Below are 19315 nucleotides of genomic sequence, written 5' to 3'. Positions count from 1 at the left end.
ATGAGTGACGACGCCTCCACCCCCGAGACCGGCAGGATCCCGAACAAGGGCAAGCTGGCCAAGGACCTCAACGAGGTCATCCGCTACACGCTGTGGTCCGTCTTCAAGCTGAAGGACGTGCTCCCGGAGGACCGCGCGGGCTACGCCGAAGAGGTCCAGGAGCTGTTCGACCAGCTCGCCGCGAAGGACGTGACGATCCGCGGCACCTACGACGTCTCCGGGCTGCGCGCCGACGCCGACCTGATGATCTGGTGGCACGCCGAGACCAGCGACCAGCTCCAGGAGGCGTACAACCTCTTCCGGCGCACCCGGCTGGGCCGCGCGCTGGAGCCGGTGTGGTCGAACATGGCGCTGCACCGCCCCGCCGAGTTCAACCGCTCGCACATCCCGGCGTTCCTCGCCGACGAGACGCCCCGCGACTACGTGAGCGTCTACCCCTTCGTGCGCTCCTACGACTGGTACCTGCTGCCCGACGAGGACCGCCGCCGGATGCTGGCCGACCACGGCAAGATGGCCCGCGGCTACCCGGACGTCCGCGCCAACACCGTCGCCTCGTTCTCGCTCGGCGACTACGAGTGGATGCTGGCCTTCGAGGCCGACGAGCTGTACCGCATCGTCGACCTCATGCGCCACCTGCGCGGCTCCGAGGCCCGCAGGCACGTCCGCGAGGAGGTCCCCTTCTTCACGGGCCGCCGCCGCGACATCGCGGACCTGGTGGCGGGGCTGGCCTGAGCTGTCGGCCGGGGGTTCGGGGGTTGTCCCCCGGGAGACGCGGCACGGGCCGCCGCCGCGACATCGCGGACCTGGTGGCGGGGCCGGCCTAGGACGCCTTGCCCTTGAGGGCGTCCCGGTCGGGTCGCTTCGCGGCGGGGGAGGCCGGGTCCTCGGGCCTCGGTTCCGGGCGCGGTGCGCAGGCGGCGCGCCGCCCCGGGACGCGGCCCTCCAGCAGGTAGCCGTCCAGGTGGCCGTTCACGCACCGGTTGGGGCCGCCCCCGAGGCCGTGCGTACCGGCGTCCCGTTCGGTCACCAGCGCCGAGCCGGCCAGCCGCCGGCTCATCTCCAGCGCACCCGAGTACGGAGTGGCCGCGTCCCGCTCCGCGGCCAGGACCAGCACCGGCGGCAGCTCACCGGGACCCGTCCGCACGTCCAGCGGCCGCTGCCGCGGGGCCGGCCAGTACGCGCAGGGCAGGTTCATCCACGCGTTGTCCCAGGTCTCGAACGGCGCGCTGCGCGCGAGCCGGGTGTTGTCGCGGTCCCACACCTTCCAGTCCGTCGGCCAGGGCGCGTCGTTGCACTCGACGGCCGTGTAGACCGCGCTCGCGTTCTCCGCCTGGGCGGCCGTCCCCGCGTCCGGCGCGGCCAGGTCGACCAGCGGCCTGGCGTCGCCCTTCAGATAGGCCGACAGCGCGGCGGCCCGGCCCGGCCAGAGGTCGTCGTAGTACCCGGCCTGGAGGAACGCGTTCTGCAGCTGGCCCGGCCCCACCTTGCCGCCCGCCGCCTTCCCCGCGAGCCGGCCCCGCGCGGTGTCGTAGCTGTCCTGCACCTTCGCCGCGGTGTCGCCCAGCCCGTACACGCCGTCGTGCCGGGCGGCCCACTCGCGGAAGTCCGCCCAGCGGTCCTCGAACGCGGCGGACTGGTCGAGGTTGGCGCGGTACCAGACCTTCTGCGGGGCCGGGTCCACCGCGGAGTCCAGCACCATCCGCCGGACGTGCGAGGGGAACAGCGTCGCGTACACCGCGCCGAAGTAGGTGCCGTACGACGCGCCCATGTAGGTCAGCCGGTCCTCGCCCAGCGCCGCCCGCAGGACGTCCAGGTCACGGGCGTTGTTCAGCGAGTTGTAGAACCGCAGCCCGCTGCCCGACCGCTCGGCGCAGCCGCGCGCGTACGCCTTCGCCCGGGCGATGCGCTGCCGCTTGTACTGCTCGGAGGGGTGGGACGGCGACTCGGTGGGCGCGTGGAGGAAGAGCTTCGGCTCGACGCAGGACAGCGGCGCGGAACGGCCCACCCCGCGCGGGGCGTAGCCGACGAGGTCGTAAGCGGCGGCGATGCGCTGCCACGCGGGCAGGGTGCGGGCCATCGGGAAGTACATGCCGGAGGCGCCGGGGCCGCCCGGGTTGTAGACGAGCGCGCCCTGCCGGGGCACCTTCCGCTTGCTGTTGTGCGGGTCCCGGTGGGTGGCCCGGGCCCGGCTGACGGTCAGCTCGATCTGCTTGCCGTCGGGCCGCGCGTAGTCCAGCGGGACGCGCACCGTGCCGCACTCCAGGCTCCGCGGCGCGTCCCGGCCGTCGCACCGGGCGAACTCGACGCCGGCCTCGCGCGCCCGCTGCGCGGCCACCGCGGTTCCGCGCGCCTCGGCCGTGGCCGGCGCGCCCGCGGCGCCGTCCGCCGGAGCCGCCGCCAGGGCCGCGAGGAGCAGGGACCCGGCGGCCGAGTACAGGGCGGCAGCTCTCATCGCGTATCCCTCCGGTGCGCGGCGGCGATGGCACGGCTGCCACGGCCCGACGATCACACAAGGGATGTTTCGTTCGGCTACCGGTGAAGGCAAGCACCGCGCGGCGGTGTCGCCGGGAATGCCCCCGGTGCGCCCCCGATGGGCGGTCTCACTCCCCCCGGCGGTCGCGGTGGGCGAAGGCCGCGCGCAGCTCCGGTTCGCCGACGGCGCGGACGCCCCGCACGGCGACGGACGTCAGGAAGGACCGCTCGTCGCCGTCACCGCCGGGCCGCCGGGGCAGCGCGCCCAGCAGCCGCTGGCCGGCCGGGGAGGCCCAGCGCGAGTAGGGGTGCGCCTCGATCCGCGCGATGGCGAGGCAGCTCACGGTCAGCGCCAGGGGCAGCGCGAACCACAGCGTGACGAGGAACCGGGGCATCCCGGTCTGCGCGGGCAGCAGCAGGGCGGCCAGCGCCAGCGCGCACACGGCCAGCGCGGCGGCCCGCACCTGGCGGACGCCGTCCGCCACCGTCGTCCGCGCGCCGTCCGGCACGGCGAGCCCCGAACGCACCAGTCCGTCGGCGAGGCGCCGTACGGCCTCGGCACCGGCCGCGGCGGCCCGTACCGGGGCGATCCTGGACTGGCCATCGGGCCCTATCGCCCCGATGACGGACCGCTCGATGTCGTCGCGGCCGCGCGGATCCACCACCGTGGCCCAGCCGGTGTGCGCGAGCAGCAGCCGCCGCTGCCGGGCCATGGAGACCATGGTGACGTCGGCGACCCGCGCCGGACCGCCGGACAGGAACGCCGCCTCGTACAGCGTCAGATCGTGCTCCGGAGCGGTCGGGACGCCGTTGGCGTCGAGGTCCGCGGCGCGGACCGCGGCCAGGCACAGCCGGGTGCACGCGACGCCCGCGAACGCCCAGGCCAGAAGCAGCAGAAGGACCCAGAACATGACGTGTTTCTATGCCAGGGCCCTGGGAAACGCCATGCCCGTTCCAGCATCCGGACCGAGCGTTGCCGGTACGTGACGTTCCGTTTGCCTTGCAGGTCAGGGGGCGTCGACCGGGAGCGGGGTCGAGGTGGCGGGCGGCATCGCGTACGACCCGGACGGCGAGGGCGCGACCGGCACCGCCGAACCGGCGTCGGTGACCGGGGGCGTCGGCACGGGGGAGGGGGTGGTCGCGAGGTCCCGGGCCAGCGCGGAGAAGTCGACGTACCCGGTCGCCTCGAGGACCTTGATGTGGTCCAGCACGGTCGTGTTGGCGTCGTCGGCCAGATCGCGCACCAGCGTGTTCTGGGTACCGGCACGAACCTCGGCGACCAGCGAGAACACCCGGCCGTGGGCGAGGCGCAGCAGGCCCGCGAACTGCCGGTCGAACTCCTGGCCCTGGGCGGAGCGCAGCGTGGCGAGCCACTGCCTCTGCTGTGCGTTGGGCTCGTCGGGCAGCGGCACGCCGAGCCGGGCGGCGACGGTGCGGTCGTGCGCGTCGAGCGAGGTGTGGCCGTCGATCAGATGCTGACCCGCGTCCCGCACGGCCTGGGTGGTGCCCTTCTCCAGGGCCATCTGGCCGGCCGGCAGCTCCCACAGCCCCGCCAGCCGGACCTTGGTGACGAAGTCCCGGTCCCGCTCGGACAGCGGGCCGTACGGCGTCGTCACGGTCCGCGCGGCGAGGACCTGGGCGGCCGTGCCGTCCTGCCGGCCGGCGTAGGACCACAGCGGGAAGAGCAGCGCCGCGGCGGTCGCCGCGAGGGCCGTGATGATGAGCCCGGTGCCGCTGAGTATGCCTCGGCCCTTGACGGGGGGTCGCGGTCGCATGGTGCCTCCTGCACCGCACTCCGGGGTGCTGGGTGCGGGGTTGGCATATTACTGCGGGGCCGGGCGAACGGGTCACGGCGGATGGCCCGGGGCGGACCGGGCGGATCAGGCCCTGCGCAGCAGTACCCGCGCCCGTGCCGCCAGGCCCCTCGGCCGGGGCGCCGGGCCCGCGCGGTGCAGCCACCACTCGCGCAGTTCCCGCCGGACCGCCGGGTCGTCGGGGCGGCCCAGCTTGAGCAGGTGCCCCGCGAAGTCCAGCGCGTCCCGGCGGTAGCCGCCGCTCATCGGCAGGCTCCGGGCGTACTCGAGGAACGCGGCCCGGTACCCGTCCCCGAGGATCACCGGCAGCTCGGGCGCCACCTTCGCCACCACACCCGCCCGCTTGGCCGCGAGGGCCCGCGCCTGCACCCCCATCCGAGCCCGGTCGAACCCCTCCGGCACCGGCGTCCCGGCCACCAGCGACGACAGCACCGCGGCCTGAGCGACACCCAGCCGCTGCCGAGCCTCTTCCCCGCCCGCGCCCCCGACGGTCCCCACCGGCCCCACGTCCTCTTCCCGGCTGGCGCCGTCGGGCCGGCTGGCGCCGTCGGGCCGGCTGGCGCCGTCGGGCCAGGTCCGGCTGCCTTCCACTGCCCGGCTGGCGCCGCCTTCGGCCCGGCTGTGGTCCCCGGTCGTTCTGTCGCCTTCGGCCCGGTCGTCCCCGACTCGGCTGCGGCCCGCTTCCCGGCTGCCGCCCTCGGCCCGGCCGGGGCCGTTCCCGGTCCTGTTGTCGTCCCAGGACCTGCCGTCGCCTTCGGCCCGGCTGCCGCCGTACCCGGCTTGGCTGTCGCGCTCGGCCTGGCTGTCGCGCTCGGCCTGGCTGTCGCGCTCGGCCTGGCTGTCGCGCTCGGCCTGGCTGTCGCGCTCGGCCTGGCTGTCGCGCTCGGCCCGGCTGTCGCGCTCGGCCTGGCTGTCGCGCTCGGCCTGGCTGTCGCGCTCGGCCCGGCTGTCGCGCTCGGCTGGGCTGTCGTCCTCGGCCTGGCTGTCGCCCTCGGCTGGGCTGTCGCTCGCGGCCCGGCTGCCGCCGTCTCCTGCCCGGTCGCCGCCCTCGGCCCCGCTGTCGCTCGCGGCAGGCTCGCCGCTCACCGCCGGTGCGCCGTGCCGGGCCGGAGCGTCGCCCGGCGTCGATGCGTCGTCCCGGGCCGGATCGACGTCCTCCGCCTGGCCGCAGCTCGCGGGCCGGTAACCGCTGTCGGCGGGGCTGCCGGTGACCATCGGCGCGCCGCCGGTCGCCGGGGCGCTGTCCGCCGCCGTGGGCTCGCTGCCGGCGGGCGGAGCCCCCGCCGTGCCCGGCTTGCCGGGGCCCGTCGAGCGGGCCGTCCCCGCCGTCAGGGCGGCGCGGATGGCGTTCAGTTCCCCTTCCAGCTCGGCGGGCTCGGGGAAGTCGTCGTCCCGTTCCAGCAGGACGCCGGGCGGCGTGACGCGGGACGCGAGGTCGGTCAGGATGTCGAGCACCGCGCGCGGCACGGGGTGCGCGTGGCTGTCGTGCCAGACGCCGTCGCGTTCGACCCCGCCCGCGACGTGCACGTACGCGATGGCCTCCACCGGCAGCGCCGCGAGCGCCGCCGCCGGGTCCTCGCCCCGGTTGACGTGGTTGGTGTGCAGGTTGGCCACGTCGACGAGCAGCCGTACGCCGGTGCGTTCGACCAGTTCGGACAGGAACTGCCCCTCGGTCAGCTCCTCGCCCGGCCAGGAGAACAGCGCGGCGATGTTCTCCACGGCCAGCGGCACCGGCAGGGCGTCCTGCGCGATCCGCACGTTCTCGCAGAGCACGTCGAGCGCGTCCCGGGTGCGCGGCACGGGCAGCAGATGGCCCGCCTCCAGCGGCGGGGACGCGGTGAGCTCGCCGCCCGCCCGGACGAACGCGATGTGCTCCGTGACGAGGGGCGCGCCGAGCGCCGTCACCCGCTCGGCGAGCGCCGCAAGCCGCCCTGGATCGGGGCGCTCGGCTCCGCCGAGGCCGAGGGAGACGCCGTGCGGGATCACGGTCACGCCCCGCTCGCGCAGCCGCAGCAGCGACTCCGGCAGGTGGCCGGTGCAGACGTTCTCCGCCACCGCCTCCACCCAGTCGATGCCCGGCATGGCCTCCACGGCGTCCGCGATCTCCGGCCGCCAGCCGATGCCCGTCCCCAGTCGCGGCATGCCCGCACCCCCTCCTCCGGATGACGGGGGTATGGCCCCGCGGTGCGGCCCCGAACCCTGGCCGGCGAGCGTTCAGAGCAACATTTGAGGTTCCCCGCGGTCGCCGCCCGACCCCCGGCGGCTACCGGCGCAGCGCGGGATGGTCGGCGACGACCGTGCAGGAACCGGGGGCGATCTCTGTGAATCCGGCGTCGCGGACCACCGGCAGGCCGCTGGTGGTGAGCCCGGGCCAGTCGCCGGGGGCCGCGGTGCGCACGGACAGCGGGAAGCCCTCGTCGCGCCAGGCGGCACGGGCCTCGGGGGACAGGGCCCACCAGGCGAGCTGGGCGCCGTGGCCGGCCTGGGCCATCGTCTTGCCCGCCGACATCTCCAGTTCCGGGTTGAGCCACAGCACGGGCCGGGCGCGGTCGGCGCCGGCCGGCGGTTCCGGATCGTCCAGCTCCGTCCCGGACACCTGCAGCTTCGCCAGGTCCTTGGGCCAGCCGTCCAGCGGGACCGGCGGGAAGACCCGCACCTCCGCGGACTCCCCGGTCAGCGTGATGCCGGGCAGCGCCTCGGCCCGCCGCCACTCCGCGCCCCTGGCCCGCCGCACGACCTTGCGGATCCGGGCGTCCTCCCAGTTCCGCACGGCCTCCGCCCACTCGCCGTCCCCGACGGCCCGGTCGTCGCCGAGCATCAGCAGCACCGCGCGGGCGGCGGTCTCCAGGGCGTCGGTACGGGCGGGCGGAGCGCTCTTCTCGATCCGCACGACGAGCGGCAGCACGAACTGCGGCGCCTCGTCGCGCGGGGTGCGCTTGGTCTGGAAGGGGCTGTCACCGGGGGCGGCTGGGGCATGACTCACAAGGGCCCAGCCTACGAGAAGCCCGCCGGGGGCCTCGGACGGGCCCGGCGCACCGCCCGCCGCTCAGCCGGAGCAGGCGGTGCGCTGGGCCTCCTGCCACTCGCAGCGCGGGCACAGGGTGACGCCCTTGTACGACTCCGGGTACTCCGTGGGCTCCCGGCACAGGACGCACTCGGCGTAGGGCGGAGCGTCTGCCTTCGGAGGCCTGGCGGTGTCGACGATCATGCAGTACGTCTCGTCGTCGTTGTCGGTCATGTCTCCAGCGTAGGGCGGTCACCGGTGCCCATCGGTCTCCCCGATCAGCTCGGAGACCTTCACGAACCGGTAGCCCTGCCGGCGCAGCTCCGGCACGACCGCGCGGACCACGCGCTCGGTCGTGGGGGCGGCGCTGCGGGTGCAGTGCATGACGACCACCGAGCCCGGCTTGACGCCGTCCAGGACCTGCTGGACGACCGCGTCGGCGTCCGTGGCGAACGCGTCGCCGCTCACCACGTCCCACTGCACCGCGGTGACCCCGGTCGGGCCGAGCGCCCGCAGCGCCTGGCGGTCGTAGCAGCCGCCCGGGAAACGGAAGTACGGCATCGGGTGCGGCACGCCCGCCGCGCGCAGGGAGGCGTACGCCCGCTCTACCTCCTTGCGCATCCCGTCCGCGCCGACCGTCGGCAGGCCGTAGCAGTCGCCGGTGAACGCGTAGTGGCTGTAGGAGTGGTTGGCCACCTCGAACTGCGGATCGTGGCCGAGTGTGCGGGCCTGGGCCGGGTACTGCTCGGCCCAGCGGCCGGTCATGAAGACGGTCGCCGGGACCTTCAGCAGGCGCAGGGCGCCGATGAGATCCGGGTTGTCGAAGTGCTCGCCGGAGGCGGCGCGGGGCCCCTCGTCGGCGGTCATGTCGGCGTCGAAGGTCAGCGCCACGGTCTTGCCGAGGTTGCGCGGGCCGTGCTCGAACACCGGGGTCAGGCCGCCCGGGCCCGGGGCGAGGGTCGGGGGCCGGGAGGCGGACGGGGATGTGGAGGGGGCCGGGTTGGCGTGGGCCGGACGGGCCGGCCCGGGGCTGCCCGCGGTACCGCAGGCGGCGAGGGCCGCGCCGAGGGCGCAGCAGGCGGTGAGGCGGCGTAGAGATGCGATCACCGTATGAAAATAGGATTTATCGGACGGTTTTCAGTTCATATGACTAATGACGCTCCGATGGAGTCACCCGGGCGGCGGGAGCACTTCACAGCTCCCGCTCCTCCAGCGGCCGCACCGCCGGGCCCTGGATGACCCGGCCGTCGACGCCGAAGCGCGAGCCGTGGCAGGGGCACTCCCAGGCCTGCTCGGCCCCGTTGAAGGCGACCAGGCAGCCGAGGTGGGTGCAACGGGCCGACAGCGCGTGCAGGGCGCCCTCCTCGTCACGGCGCACGGCCAGGTGCCTGCCGCCGACGCGGACCACCGCGCCCTCGCCGGGCGCCAGGTCGTCCGGGGAGGCCGGCGGGCGCAGCCGGTCGCCCACGAAGTGCCAGGCCACCTCGGCCTGGGTCTTCAGCAGTGACGGCGCCTCGCGCAGCACCGACTTCACCCGCCGCGGGTCGTACAGGTCGCTCCACGGGCGGTCCTCGCCCGTGATCAGCGCCGTCAGCAGCAGCCCGGCCATGATGCCGCCGCTCAGCCCCCAGCCGCCGAAGCCGGTGGCGACGTAGGTGTGACGGGCGCCGGGGTGGAACGGGCCGACCAGCGGCACGGTGTCGGTGGAGTCGTTGTCCTGCGTGGCCCAGGCGTACTCCAGGTCCACCCCGGGGAAGTGCTTCTCCGCCCACTCGGCGAGCCGGCCGAAGCCCGCCGCGGGATCGCCGGTGCCCGGCGTGAAGTGCTCACCGGTGACGGCGAGCAGCCGCTGCCCGTCCTCGCCGTACGGCGCGGTGCGCACCGAGCGGGTGTTCTCCTCCGGCGTGATGTACATGCCCCCGGGGTCGGGCCCGTCGCCCAGCGGACCGGCGACGACCAGTTCGCGGCGGGGGGAGAGGCGGGAGAAGAGCATCGCCCGGTCGAAGACCGGGTAGTGGGTGGCGATCACCACGTCCCGCGCGGTCACCGCACGGCCCGACTCGGTGGTCAGCCGGCAGGGCTCGCCGCCCTCCGCGAGGCCGACGACCCGGGTGTTCTCGTAGACCTGCCCGCCGCGCGCGACCAGGTCGGCCGTCACGGCCCGCAGGTACTTCAGCGGATGGAACTGCGCCTGCCCGGCGACCCGTACCGCGCCCGCCACCGGGAACGGCAGTCCGGTCTCCGTGGTGAACGAGGCGTCCAGCCCCGCCTCCCGCGCGGCCTCCGCCTCCGCCCGCACCTCGGCCACCCGCTCGCCGTCCCGTACGAACGTGTACGCGTCCCGGGCCTCCCACTCGCAGTCGATGCCCAGCCCGGTCACCAGCGCGGCCGCGTGCTCGATCGCCTCCGACTGGGAGCGGGCGTACAGCCGCGCGCCCTCGGGGCCGCGGGTGCGCCGCAGCCGGTCGTAGACCAGGGTGTGCTGCGCGGTCAGTTTCGCGGTGGTGTAGCCGGTGACCCCGGCCGCCACCCGGCCGGCCTCGAGCACCGCCACCCGCAGCCCGGCCCGGGTCAGCTCGTGGGCGGTGCTGAGCCCTGCCATGCCCGCGCCGACGACGGCGACGTCGACGTCGATGTCGTCCGTCAGAGCGGGGTGGGACGGCCCGGGGGCGGTCCGCAGCCAGTACGAGTCGGTGACCTGTCGCATCTCGCGCATGGCCGCCGGGTACCCAGCCCGGCCCGGCTCACGTCCCGCTCACGTCCCGCTCGCCCCGCTCACGTCCCGCTCGCCCCGCTCACGTCCCGCTCGCCCCGCTCACGTCCCGCTCGCCCCGCTCACTTCTCCTCGGGCTGCCGCGGCGCCTGGCGCTGCCCCGCGTCGCCGTTGGGGGTGGGCAGTTGCCCGAGCTGGTGGCCCCTCTCCAGGAAATGCAGCAGCTCCACCGGGATGGGCAGCACCAGGGTGGAGTTCTTCTCGGCCGCCACCGCCATCACCGTCTGCAGCAGCCGTAGCTGGAGCGCGGCCGGGGTCTCGGACATCTGCTCGGCGGCCTCGGCGAGCTTCTTGGAGGCCTGCAGTTCGGCGTCCGCGTTGATGATCCGGGCCCGGCGCTCCCGGTCGGCCTCGGCCTGGCGGGCCATCGACCGCTTCATGGTGTCCGGCAGGGACACGTCCTTGATCTCGACCCGGTCCACCTGGACGCCCCAGCCGACGGCCGGACTGTCGATCATCAGCTCCAGACCCTGGTTCAGCTTCTCCCGGTTGGAGAGCAGATCGTCCAGGTCGCTCTTGCCGATGATCGAGCGCAGCGAGGTCTGCGCCATCTGGGACACCGCGAACTTGTAGTCCTCGACCTTCACCAGGGCGCTCGCCGCGTCGACCACCCGGAAGTAGACGACGGCGTCCACCCGCACGGTGACGTTGTCCCGGGTGATGCCCTCCTGGCCGGGGACCGGCATGGTCACGATCTGCATGTTCACCTTGTGCAGCCGGTCCACGAACGGGATCACGAGCGTCAGGCCCGGCTCGCGCACCTCGCCCATGACCCGCCCGAGCCGGAAGAGCACACCCCGCTCGTACTGCTTGACCACACGCGCCGCCATCGCGAGGTAGACGACGCCGACGGATGCGGCGGCCACGGCCGCCCCCAGCAGCTCCTGGAGCATGATGACCTCCTCACCGAGAGGCCTGCCTTTTGTCCGCTGCTGCAACCATATGCCCGCGTTCGGGCGGAAGCCATGGGCCGGACGGCCGGGGTCCCGGACCGGGGCGCCGAGGGGCGGCGCCCCGGTCCGGGAGCGGTGGCCGCGGGCTCAGGCCGCCGGCGCCGCGGCCTGCTCGTCCGGCGCGGACCGCGCGGCCGGCAGGGCCGGCGCGGTGACCCGGACCGGCTCGGTGCCGGCCGCGCTGTGCCGTTCGGCCCAGTTCTCCAGGGCCTTGCGGCAGGCGTGGTCCAGGTGGTGCAGGCCGGACAGGTCCAGCCGCACCGGACGGTCCTGGGGCAGCGACTCCAGGCTGTCGAGGATCTTCGGCAGCCGCAGGAAGGTCGCGTTGCCCGACAGGTGCGCCTCGACCGGGCCCGCGCCCTTGTCGACGACCTCCAGCCTGAGGTGGGAGGCCTCCCAGGCCGTCTTGACGACCGCCAGGGCGAGTCCGACGAGTACGCCCTCGAACATGCTGACCGCCACGATCGACACCGCGGTGACGCCCAGGATCAGCGCCTCGCCCCGGTGCTCGCGCCACAGCGCGCCCAGCGCGCGCACCGGCACCAGCTTGGCCCCGGCGTGGATCAGGACGCCGGCGAGGGCGGGGATCGGGATGAGGGCGAGCACGCCCGGCAGCAGCGCGGCGAACAGCAGCAGCCACACGCCGTGCAGCACCCGGGACGCCTTGGTGCGGGCGCCCGCCTGCACGTTGGCCGCGCTGCGCACGATCACCGCGGTCATCGGCAGCGCGCCGAGCAGCCCGCACACCGTGTTGCCGGCGCCCTGCGCGATCAGCTCCCTGTCGTACGCGGTGCGCGGCCCGTCGTGCAGCCGGTCCACGGCAGCCGCGCTGAACAGCGACTCGGCGGACGCGATCAGCGCGAACGCGACGACGGTGCCGAGCAGCGCGGGACCGGCCAGGCCGGTGAACGCGCTCAGCGGCGGCGGCTGCACCGAGCCCAGCAGCCCCTTCACCTCGACGGTCGCCACCGGCAGGTCCAGCACGGCCGCGGCCGCCGTGGCCAGGCCGACCGCGGCGAGCGGACCGGGCACCGTACGGACCCGGGCCGGCGCGAGCCGCCACAGCACCAGGACCGCGACGGTGCCCGCGCACAAAGCGAGCGAGGCGAGCGCCGGTCCGTCGCCGAGGGCGGCCACGAACGCCCGGGGGACCCCGGCCACCTTGCCCAGGCCCGAGTCGGGGGCCTTGGCCGCCATGGCCGGATACAGCTGGCCGGCTATCAGGACCAGCCCGATTCCGGCCAGCATGCCCTCGACCACGGAGACCGAGATCGCCCGGAAGTACCGGCCGAGCCTGAGCGCGCCCATGAGCACCTGGAGCAGGCCGGTGGCGAGCACGATCACGCCGAGCGCCGGCAGCCCGAACTCCTTGACCGCCTCGAAGACCAGCACGGTCAGTCCGGCGGCCGGCCCCGACACCTGCAGGCTGCTGCCGCGCATCAGCCCGGTGACGAGGCCGCCCACGATGCCGGTGACGAGTCCCAGCTCGGCCGGCGCCCCGGAGGCGACGGCCACGCCCACGCACAGCGGCAGCGCGACCAGGAAGACGACGAGGGAGGCGGCGAAGTCCCGCCGCAGATGGGGGAAGCGGGATATGAGCGTCGGCTTAGTCATGGGCGCGCTCACAGGGCTTCGAAGGTGTCGGTCTGCGGGCGGTGCGTCCGTACGGCGCCGGTGTGCACCTCGTAGTACCAGGCGTGCAGGTCGATCCGGCCCTGCGCCAGCCTCCGCTCGACGCACGGGTACGAGCGCAGCCGCAGCAGCTGGGTGAGGACGTGGCTCTGGACGCCCTCGGCCACCTCCGGGTCCTCCGGGGCGCCGGCCGGGCGCGCGGCGGCGTGCGCGAGCCAGTCGCGCACGGCGGGTACGGAGGTCAGGTCGTCGCCGCGCACCAGCGCGCCGACGGCGCCGCAGTGCGAGTGGCCGCAGACGACGACGTCTCGGACGCCGAGCACCTCGACGGCGTACTCGATGGTGGCGGCCTCGCCGGTGGGGCGCTGCGAGGCGTAGGGCGGGACGATGTTGCCCGCGGTACGGAGCTCGAACAGCTCGCCGGGGCGGGCGCCCGTGATCAGGGCCGGGACGACCCGGGAATCGGAGCAGGTGATGAACAGGACCTGCGGGGACTGGCCTTCGGCGAGCTCGGCGAACTCCTCAGGGCGCTGTCCGAACGTACGGGCGTTGTCGATGAGGGGCTGCATGCGTGTGGACTCCTCCTGGCGCGCCGCACCGGCGCGTCGGGCTTGCACGACGGTCGTGGGGGGACGAGCCGGCTCTCCTCAGCGGCGGAAGACCTGAAGTGCCGCGGGGGAGTGGGCTCCGGAGGATCTCGTGGTGCGGTGCGGGTCACCGGCCGGGGTCGGTGACCGCGGGGCGGCCGTCCGCCGGGGTATGAGCGGGTGCTCCCGCGCGCACCCGGCGGCGGGCGCGCGGTGCCGGTCCCGGGTGTGCGGGGTGCCGGTGGGTTCCTTCGGGCGGCCCGGCTCGCGGAACGGGTCCGCCTGCTCGGCCGGCCGCTGCGCGGAGGACGTCATTCCGGTCCAGGCGTTGGCCTGTGCCTCACCGACGGTGTGCGCGGCTGCGAAGTTTCCCGCGAATGTGAAGAACTGGAGCGCGAGCAGGGCGGCGGTGAGGAAGGTGAGGGTGGTCCGGGCTGTCCTGCCTCGGAACATGCGGCCCCCCTCCGGAAGTTCACACCTCTTGCGCGCGCCAACCGTTGGTCAACGGATGGTCAAGAAACACGTTAGCCCCGCGGAGTCCTTTGCAGGGTCAACCGGGTGTTGAGTGCGCAAGAGAGCGTGAAAAAAGCGGGTCCGATGGCGTGAACCGGCTCTTGACCGGCCGCCGCCCGATCGCATATCGGGCGGCCGTGGGGCGACGGGCTACGGGGTGACGAGGCCCTTGGCGTCCCGGGCCAGCGCGGTGAGCCGGGATATCGCGCGGAAGTACTTCTTGCGGTAGCCGCCGTTCAGCATCTCCTCGCTGAACAGCCGGTCGAACGGCAGCCCCGAGGCCAGCACCGGGACCTCACGGTCGTACAGCCGGTCCGCCAGCACCACAAGGCGCAGCGCCGTCGACTGGTCCGGCACCGGCGCCACGTCGGTGAGGCACACCGCGCTCAGCCCGTCCGTCAGCGCGCCGTACCGGCTCGGGTGCACCTTCGCCAGGTGCTCCAGCAGGTGCGGGAAGTCGTCGAGCGAGGCGCCGGGCGTGGCGTACGCGGCCTTCGTCACCTGCTCGTCGGTGAACGGCGCCGGCGCCTCGGGCAGACCCCGGTGCCGGTAGTCCTCGCCGTCGATCCGCAGGGCGCGGAAGTGGGCGGACAGGCCCTGGATCTCGCGCAGGAAGTCCGCGGCGGCGAACCGGCCCTCGCCGAGCTTGCCGGGCAGCGTGTTGGAGGTGGCGGCGAGCGCGACGCCCGCCTCGACCAGCCGGCCGAGCAGCGTGGAGACCAGCACGGTGTCGCCCGGGTCGTCCAGCTCGAACTCGTCGATGCACAGCAGCCGGTGGTTGCTGAGCGTCTGCACCGTCTGCTGGAAGCCGAGGGCGCCGACCAGGTTGGTCAGCTCCACGAAGGTGCCGAACGCCTTCAGCGCGGGCTCGGCCGGGGTGGCGTGCCACAGGGAGGCGAGCAGATGGGTCTTGCCGACGCCGTAGCCGCCGTCCAGGTAGACCCCGCGGGGGCCCGCCGGGGTCTTCGGCGCCTTCGCCCGGCCGAGACCGAGGAAGCCCCGCTTGCCGGCGCCCGTGGCGTGCGCGCCGCCGAGCCCGGCCGCGAAGCCCTCCAGCACCCGCACGGCCTCGGTCTGGCTGGGCTGGTTCGGGTCCGGGATGTAGGTGGCGAAGCGCACCGAGTCGAAGCGCGGCGGCGGCACCATCTCGGCGACCAGCCGGTCCGCGGGGACGTGCGGCTCGCGGGCGGCGAGGGAGAGCGGGCCCGCGTCGGTCAGGGGGCTGGAGCCATGGGCTGCGGTGGAGGACGACACGGTTACCCATGCTAAGCGCCGTGTCACACTGCACGACATGCGACGCCTGTTCCCTGTGACCGACGAAACACCAGACCAGGCCCGGGAGTGGAGCCTCGCCGAGCTGGCCGCCGCCTACGCCTATCCGGAGCCCGCCCCCGGCGCCCCGGCGCCGTGGCTGCGCGCCAACATGGTCTCCACCCTCGACGGCGCCGCCCAGCACGAGGGCCGCTCCCAGCCCATCTCCAGCGCGGCCGACATGCGCGTCTTCGGCACCCTGCGCGCGCTCGCCGACGTGATCGTGGTCGGCGCGGAGACGGTACGGCAGGAGGGTTACCGCCCGGCACGCGCGCGTGCCGAGTTCGCGGCGGCCCGGCAGGCCGCGGGCCAGGGTCCGGCCCCGGCGATCGCCGTGGTCACCGCCGGCCTGGAGCTGGACTTCTCCCTGCCGCTGTTCACCTCGCCCCTGGTGCCGACCCTCATCCTCACCGGCGCCGCCGCGGCCCCCGACCGGGTCGCCGCCGCGGAGAAGGCCGGCGCCCGGGTGGTCGTCGCCGGTGAGGGCATGGGCGTCGAGCCCGCCCGCGCGGTGAACGCCCTCGCCGGCCTCGGGTACACCCGGCTGCTCACCGAGGGCGGCCCCCGGCTGCTCGGCCAGCTGGTGGCCGCCGGGGTCCTGGACGAGCTGTGCCTGACCGTCTCGCCGATGCTCACCGCCGGTGACGCGCAGCGCATCACCGGGGGGCCGTCCGTCGCCGTCCCGCGCCGCTTCGGCCTGGTGTCCCTGCTGGAGGAGGAGGGATTTCTCTTCAGCCGGTACGCCCGGTCCTGAACGCGACGGAACGCACCGTTCCGTTCCGCTCCCGGGCGGGCGGACCGGGGCCGACCGGTGTGATCCGCCGGACAGCCCCCAAGTCCGGTCTAGCGGTGCGATCACGGGGCAGGATGGTTTCCGCAGGGCCCTGCAGGGCCCACGGGAGGAGAGAGGCGCCGGGTGTTCACTAGCGTTCTGATGATCGAGAAGGCCTTGTCGTCGGTCGACGTGGAGTTCGTCACCACCCTGCACGGGGACGAGCCGGTCTCGTTCCACGTGCTTCTCCAGCCGCGCGGAGACCAGGACCGCCTGCTGCGGGCCATCGACGACATCGCGCTCGGCGAACTGGACGATGCCGTCCGCGAGGGCAGGACGCCGGAGGGCGAGGCGGCGAAGGAGCCCGCCGAGAAGGCGCTGGCGGTCTCCCTGCGGGCGCTGCGCGCCGCGGGCAGCGCGGCGCAGGGACGGCTCGTCGAGGACCATCCGCTGGACGCGCTCAAGAGCCTCGTCGGCGAGGTGGGCGCGGACGAGGTGATCGTGCTGACCGCTCCGCACTACGTGGAGGAGTTCTTCCACCGCGACTGGGCCTCCCGGGCCCGGCACAAGGTGGGCGTGCCGGTGCTGAAGCTCTTCGCGCACGGCGAGGACTGACCCTCGCGCACGGCGAGGACCGACCCTCGCGCAGGGCGAGGACCGGCCCGGCGGCGGCCGGGTCCGGCGCCGGGGTCCTGCCCGCCTGCGCGGGCGGCCGGGCGCGAGCGCATAGGCTAGACACGCTCAGCCCGTACCGGATCTTGGGAGAAACGCGCATGGCACCCGGACTTCCTGCCGCCATGGACCGACCGCACTTCATCGGCATCGGCGGCGCCGGGATGTCGGGGATCGCCAAGATCCTCGCCCAGCGCGGCGCCGAGGTGGCCGGCAGCGACGCCAAGGAGTCGGCGACCGCCGAGGCGCTGCGCGCCCTCGGCGCGACCGTGCACATCGGCCACGCCGCCGGGCACCTCGCCGACGACGCGAGCTGTGTCGTGGTCTCGTCCGCGATCCGCGCGGACAACCCGGAACTGCTGCGCGCCGCCGAGCTGGGCATCCCGGTGGTGCACCGCTCCGACGCGCTCGCCGCGCTGATGGAGGGGCTGCGGCCGATCGCCGTGGCCGGCACCCACGGCAAGACCACCACCACGTCCATGCTGGCCGTCTCCCTGGGCGAGCTGGGCCTGCGGCCGTCGTACGCCATCGGCGGCGACCTGGACGCCCCGGGCTCCAACGCGCTGCACGGCGAGGGCGACATCTTCGTCGCCGAGGCCGACGAGTCGGACCGCAGCTTCCACAAGTACGCGCCCGAGGTCGCCATCGTCCTCAACGTCGAGCTGGACCACCACGCCAACTACGCCTCGATGGACGAGATCTACGAGTCCTTCGAGACCTTCGCCGGCCGCATCGTGCCCGGCGGCACGCTGGTGATCTCCGCCGACCACGAGGGCGCCCGCGAACTCACCCGGCGACTGGCCGGCACGGTGAGGTGCGTGACCTACGGCGAGGCCGAGGACGCCGACGTGCGGGTGCTCTCCATCGTCCCGCAGGGACTGCGGAGCCGGGTGACCGCGGTGCTCGACGGGCAGGAACTGAGCTTCACCGTCTCCGTCCCCGGCCGGCACTACGCCCTCAACGCCGTCGCCGCCCTCGCCGCGGGCGCCGCGCTCGGCGTACCGGCCGCCGGCCTCGCCTCCGCGCTCGCCGCGTACACCGGCGTCAAGCGCCGGCTGCAGCTCAAGGGCGAGGCGTCCGGGGTGCAGGTCATCGACTCCTACGCGCACCACCCCACCGAGATGACCGCCGACCTGGAGGCGATGCGCGCCGCCGCCGGCGACGCGCGCATCCTCGTCGTCTTCCAGCCGCACCTGTTCTCCCGCACCCAGGAGCTGGGCAAGGAGATGGGCCAGTCGCTGACGCTCGCCGACGCCTCGGTCGTGCTGGACATCTACCCGGCCCGCGAGGACCCGATCCCCGGCGTGACCAGCGAGCTGATCATCGAGGCCGCGCGCGCGGCCGGCGCCGACGTCACCGCCGTGCACGACAAGGCGGAGATCCCCGCGGTGATCGCGGGAATGGCGAAGCCCGGTGATCTCGTTCTCACCATGGGCGCGGGCGACGTGACCGACCTGGGCCCGAAGATCCTGGACCGCCTGTCGCAGCAGTGAAGGGGCTGAGGCTCATGTCGTACAGCGTCGAGAAGCCGGACGAGCAGTGGCGGGCGGAGCTGACACCGGCCGAGTACCGCGTGCTGCGCCAGGCCGGCACCGAGCCGGCCTTCACCGGTGAGTACACCGACACCAAGACCAAGGGCGTCTACTCCTGCCGCGCCTGCGGCGCCGAACTGTTCACCTCGGACACCAAGTTCGCGTCGCACTGCGGCTGGCCGTCCTTCTACGACCCCAAGGACAGCGACGCCGTCGAGCTGATCGAGGACCGCTCCCACGGCATGGTCCGCACCGAGGTGCGCTGCGCCCGCTGCGGCTCCCACCTCGGCCATGTCTTCGAGGGCGAGGGGTACCCGACCCCGACCGACCAGCGGTACTGCATCAACAGCGTGTCGCTGCGGCTGGCGCCGGACGAGGACTGACCGGCCCCGGCCGGCCGCGCCCGCCCGCCCGCACCCGGCCGGGTGCGGGCGGGTTCCGCTGCCCTGCGGCGCACAACGCGGCGGGGTGCTTCGGCGGCTCGGGGTCGCCGTCGGTGCAAGTCCTGTCGCGCCGGGGAGCCGGGTGCCGGCTGGCCGGAACATCCCGGTTTGAGATTCTGGGCGTGTGGCTGGCCGGCGCCGGTCATCTGCCGCCCCTGCTGATCGGCCCGGACGGCGCGGCGGCACTGCTGCCGGTGCCGGTCGGGCCGCCGCTCGGCACCGGCCTCGGCGGATACGAGTCGGTCACCCACCCGGCCGCCCCCGGGCAGACGCTGCTGCTGTTCACCGACGGCCTTGTGGAACGCCGCGGCGAGGACATCGACCGCTCCCTGGCCCGTCTGGCCGGCCTGCGCTTCCCGGCCGGCCAGGACATCGAGGCCGTACTGGACACCGTCCTGACCGGACTGGACGCCCGGCACGCGGAGGACGACGTCGCCGTCCTCGCGGCCCGGCCGCACCCGCGCCGCCCGCCCGGTGAACCGCCGTACGGGACAAGGGCGTCGAGGTGACCGGAGGCCCGCCCAGGATGGCCATTTGTGGTGCTCCCGGCGGGCGGCCATCTTCCGCAACCCGATCGATTGAGCAACCATGAAAGGGGACGGGTGTGCTGTCGTCAAAAGGGGGACGAGCCGTGGATCTGTCGGCACCCGATGTCGAGACCGAGTTGGTGGATCTCTCGGAAGTGCCGTTGGCGGCAGTCGGCTCCCTGGAGTCCGCGGGTCTGACCACGGAGGCGCGGCGCCTGCTCGAACGCGTCGACGATCCGCCGACGCTGGGCGACGCGTCGAACGCCAACTGCAGTGAAGCTGCCATGTCCTGAACCGGTCCATGGTGAGG

19 protein-coding genes and 2 pseudogenes are annotated in these 19315 nt (G+C 74.4%); 7 read left to right on the top strand and 14 right to left on the bottom strand.

The genetic code is table 11. The annotated features are described in order from the left end of the window. Positions 1-732 (top strand): hydrogen peroxide-dependent heme synthase, encoded by a 732-nt coding sequence (hemQ, locus tag ACFYU0_RS19275; protein WP_351666798.1) that lies wholly within the window; start codon positions 1-3, stop codon positions 730-732. Between the two features lie 88 nt (positions 733-820). Here the strand turns inward: hemQ and ACFYU0_RS19270 are convergent, their stop codons facing one another. The 14 genes and pseudogenes from ACFYU0_RS19270 to zapE form a co-directional block, all read right to left on the bottom strand. Further along, a complete protein-coding gene (locus ACFYU0_RS19270) occupies positions 821-2452 on the bottom strand; it encodes an alpha/beta hydrolase (protein WP_389302621.1) in 1632 nt (543 codons plus the stop codon). Between the two features lie 148 nt (positions 2453-2600). After that, complete coding sequence (locus tag ACFYU0_RS19265; protein ID WP_389302618.1) at positions 2601-3383, bottom strand: TIGR04222 domain-containing membrane protein; 783 nt, start codon at positions 3381-3383, stop codon at positions 2601-2603. A gap of 96 nt (positions 3384-3479) precedes the next feature. Next, complete coding sequence (locus ACFYU0_RS19260; RefSeq protein ID WP_389302616.1) at positions 3480-4247, bottom strand: DUF4142 domain-containing protein; 768 nt, start codon at positions 4245-4247, stop codon at positions 3480-3482. A gap of 105 nt (positions 4248-4352) precedes the next feature. Then, positions 4353-4754, bottom strand: a pseudogene (locus ACFYU0_RS19255) (endonuclease); the annotation flags it as partial. Positions 4755-5599: 845 nt separating this feature from the next. After that, a pseudogene (locus ACFYU0_RS19250) lies at positions 5600-6428 on the bottom strand (DUF692 domain-containing protein); the annotation flags it as partial. A 121-nt stretch (positions 6429-6549) separates the two neighbouring features. Then, positions 6550-7269, bottom strand: coding sequence for an aminoacyl-tRNA hydrolase (locus ACFYU0_RS19245; protein ID WP_389302615.1), 720 nt, complete (start codon positions 7267-7269; stop codon positions 6550-6552). Between the two features lie 63 nt (positions 7270-7332). Next, on the bottom strand, positions 7333-7524 hold the full coding sequence (locus ACFYU0_RS19240; protein WP_351666810.1) for a hypothetical protein: 192 nt from the start codon (positions 7522-7524) through the stop codon (positions 7333-7335). Positions 7525-7542: 18 nt separating this feature from the next. Next, the gene (locus ACFYU0_RS19235) at positions 7543-8397 is read right to left on the bottom strand and encodes a polysaccharide deacetylase family protein (protein WP_389302612.1); all 855 of its coding nucleotides are present in this window, start codon (positions 8395-8397) and stop codon (positions 7543-7545) included. Between the two features lie 85 nt (positions 8398-8482). After that, positions 8483-10006 (bottom strand): FAD-dependent oxidoreductase, encoded by a 1524-nt coding sequence (locus ACFYU0_RS19230; RefSeq protein WP_389302610.1) that lies wholly within the window; start codon positions 10004-10006, stop codon positions 8483-8485. 119 nt (positions 10007-10125) lie between these two features. Continuing rightward, on the bottom strand, positions 10126-10956 hold the full coding sequence (locus ACFYU0_RS19225; RefSeq protein ID WP_351666816.1) for a slipin family protein: 831 nt from the start codon (positions 10954-10956) through the stop codon (positions 10126-10128). Positions 10957-11103: 147 nt separating this feature from the next. Continuing rightward, positions 11104-12630 (bottom strand): SulP family inorganic anion transporter, encoded by a 1527-nt coding sequence (locus tag ACFYU0_RS19220; protein ID WP_389302607.1) that lies wholly within the window; start codon positions 12628-12630, stop codon positions 11104-11106. 8 nt (positions 12631-12638) lie between these two features. Continuing rightward, positions 12639-13217: a carbonic anhydrase gene (locus tag ACFYU0_RS19215; protein WP_351666820.1), complete on the bottom strand. Its 579-nt coding sequence runs from the start codon at positions 13215-13217 to the stop codon at positions 12639-12641. Positions 13218-13295: 78 nt separating this feature from the next. Then, the gene (locus tag ACFYU0_RS19210; protein WP_389302604.1) at positions 13296-13688 is read right to left on the bottom strand and encodes a hypothetical protein; all 393 of its coding nucleotides are present in this window, start codon (positions 13686-13688) and stop codon (positions 13296-13298) included. A 210-nt stretch (positions 13689-13898) separates the two neighbouring features. After that, positions 13899-15002 carry a cell division protein ZapE gene (zapE, locus tag ACFYU0_RS19205; RefSeq protein WP_389302602.1) on the bottom strand — a complete coding sequence of 368 codons (1104 nt, stop codon included), beginning with the start codon at positions 15000-15002 and terminating at the stop codon, positions 13899-13901. 37 nt (positions 15003-15039) lie between these two features. On the opposite strand from zapE, the gene ACFYU0_RS19200 reads away from it, so the two are divergent. The 6 genes from ACFYU0_RS19200 to ACFYU0_RS19175 all read left to right on the top strand — a co-directional run bounded on the left by ACFYU0_RS19200 (position 15040) and on the right by ACFYU0_RS19175 (position 19298). Beyond that, entirely contained in the window at positions 15040-15813 is a 774-nt protein-coding gene (locus ACFYU0_RS19200; protein ID WP_351666826.1) for a pyrimidine reductase family protein, read from the top strand. Between the two features lie 162 nt (positions 15814-15975). After that, the gene (locus ACFYU0_RS19195; RefSeq protein ID WP_351666828.1) at positions 15976-16446 is read left to right on the top strand and encodes an indole-3-glycerol phosphate synthase; all 471 of its coding nucleotides are present in this window, start codon (positions 15976-15978) and stop codon (positions 16444-16446) included. 158 nt (positions 16447-16604) lie between these two features. Further along, on the top strand, positions 16605-17996 hold the full coding sequence (gene murC / locus ACFYU0_RS19190; protein ID WP_389302598.1) for a UDP-N-acetylmuramate--L-alanine ligase: 1392 nt from the start codon (positions 16605-16607) through the stop codon (positions 17994-17996). Positions 17997-18010: 14 nt separating this feature from the next. Next, positions 18011-18418, top strand: a complete 408-nt coding sequence (gene msrB, locus ACFYU0_RS19185) for a peptide-methionine (R)-S-oxide reductase MsrB (protein WP_351666832.1) — start codon at positions 18011-18013, stop codon at positions 18416-18418. Between the two features lie 182 nt (positions 18419-18600). Then, entirely contained in the window at positions 18601-18987 is a 387-nt protein-coding gene (locus ACFYU0_RS19180; protein ID WP_389302594.1) for a SpoIIE family protein phosphatase, read from the top strand. A 122-nt stretch (positions 18988-19109) separates the two neighbouring features. Next, positions 19110-19298, top strand: coding sequence for a hypothetical protein (locus tag ACFYU0_RS19175; protein WP_351666836.1), 189 nt, complete (start codon positions 19110-19112; stop codon positions 19296-19298). The last annotated feature ends 17 nt before the right edge of the window (positions 19299-19315 follow it).

The sequence above is a fragment of the Streptomyces sp. NPDC003720 genome (assembly GCF_042875075.1).
Taxonomy (GTDB): Bacteria; Actinomycetota; Actinomycetes; order Streptomycetales; family Streptomycetaceae; genus Streptomyces.
This window is presented reverse-complemented; position numbering and strand designations above follow the sequence as displayed.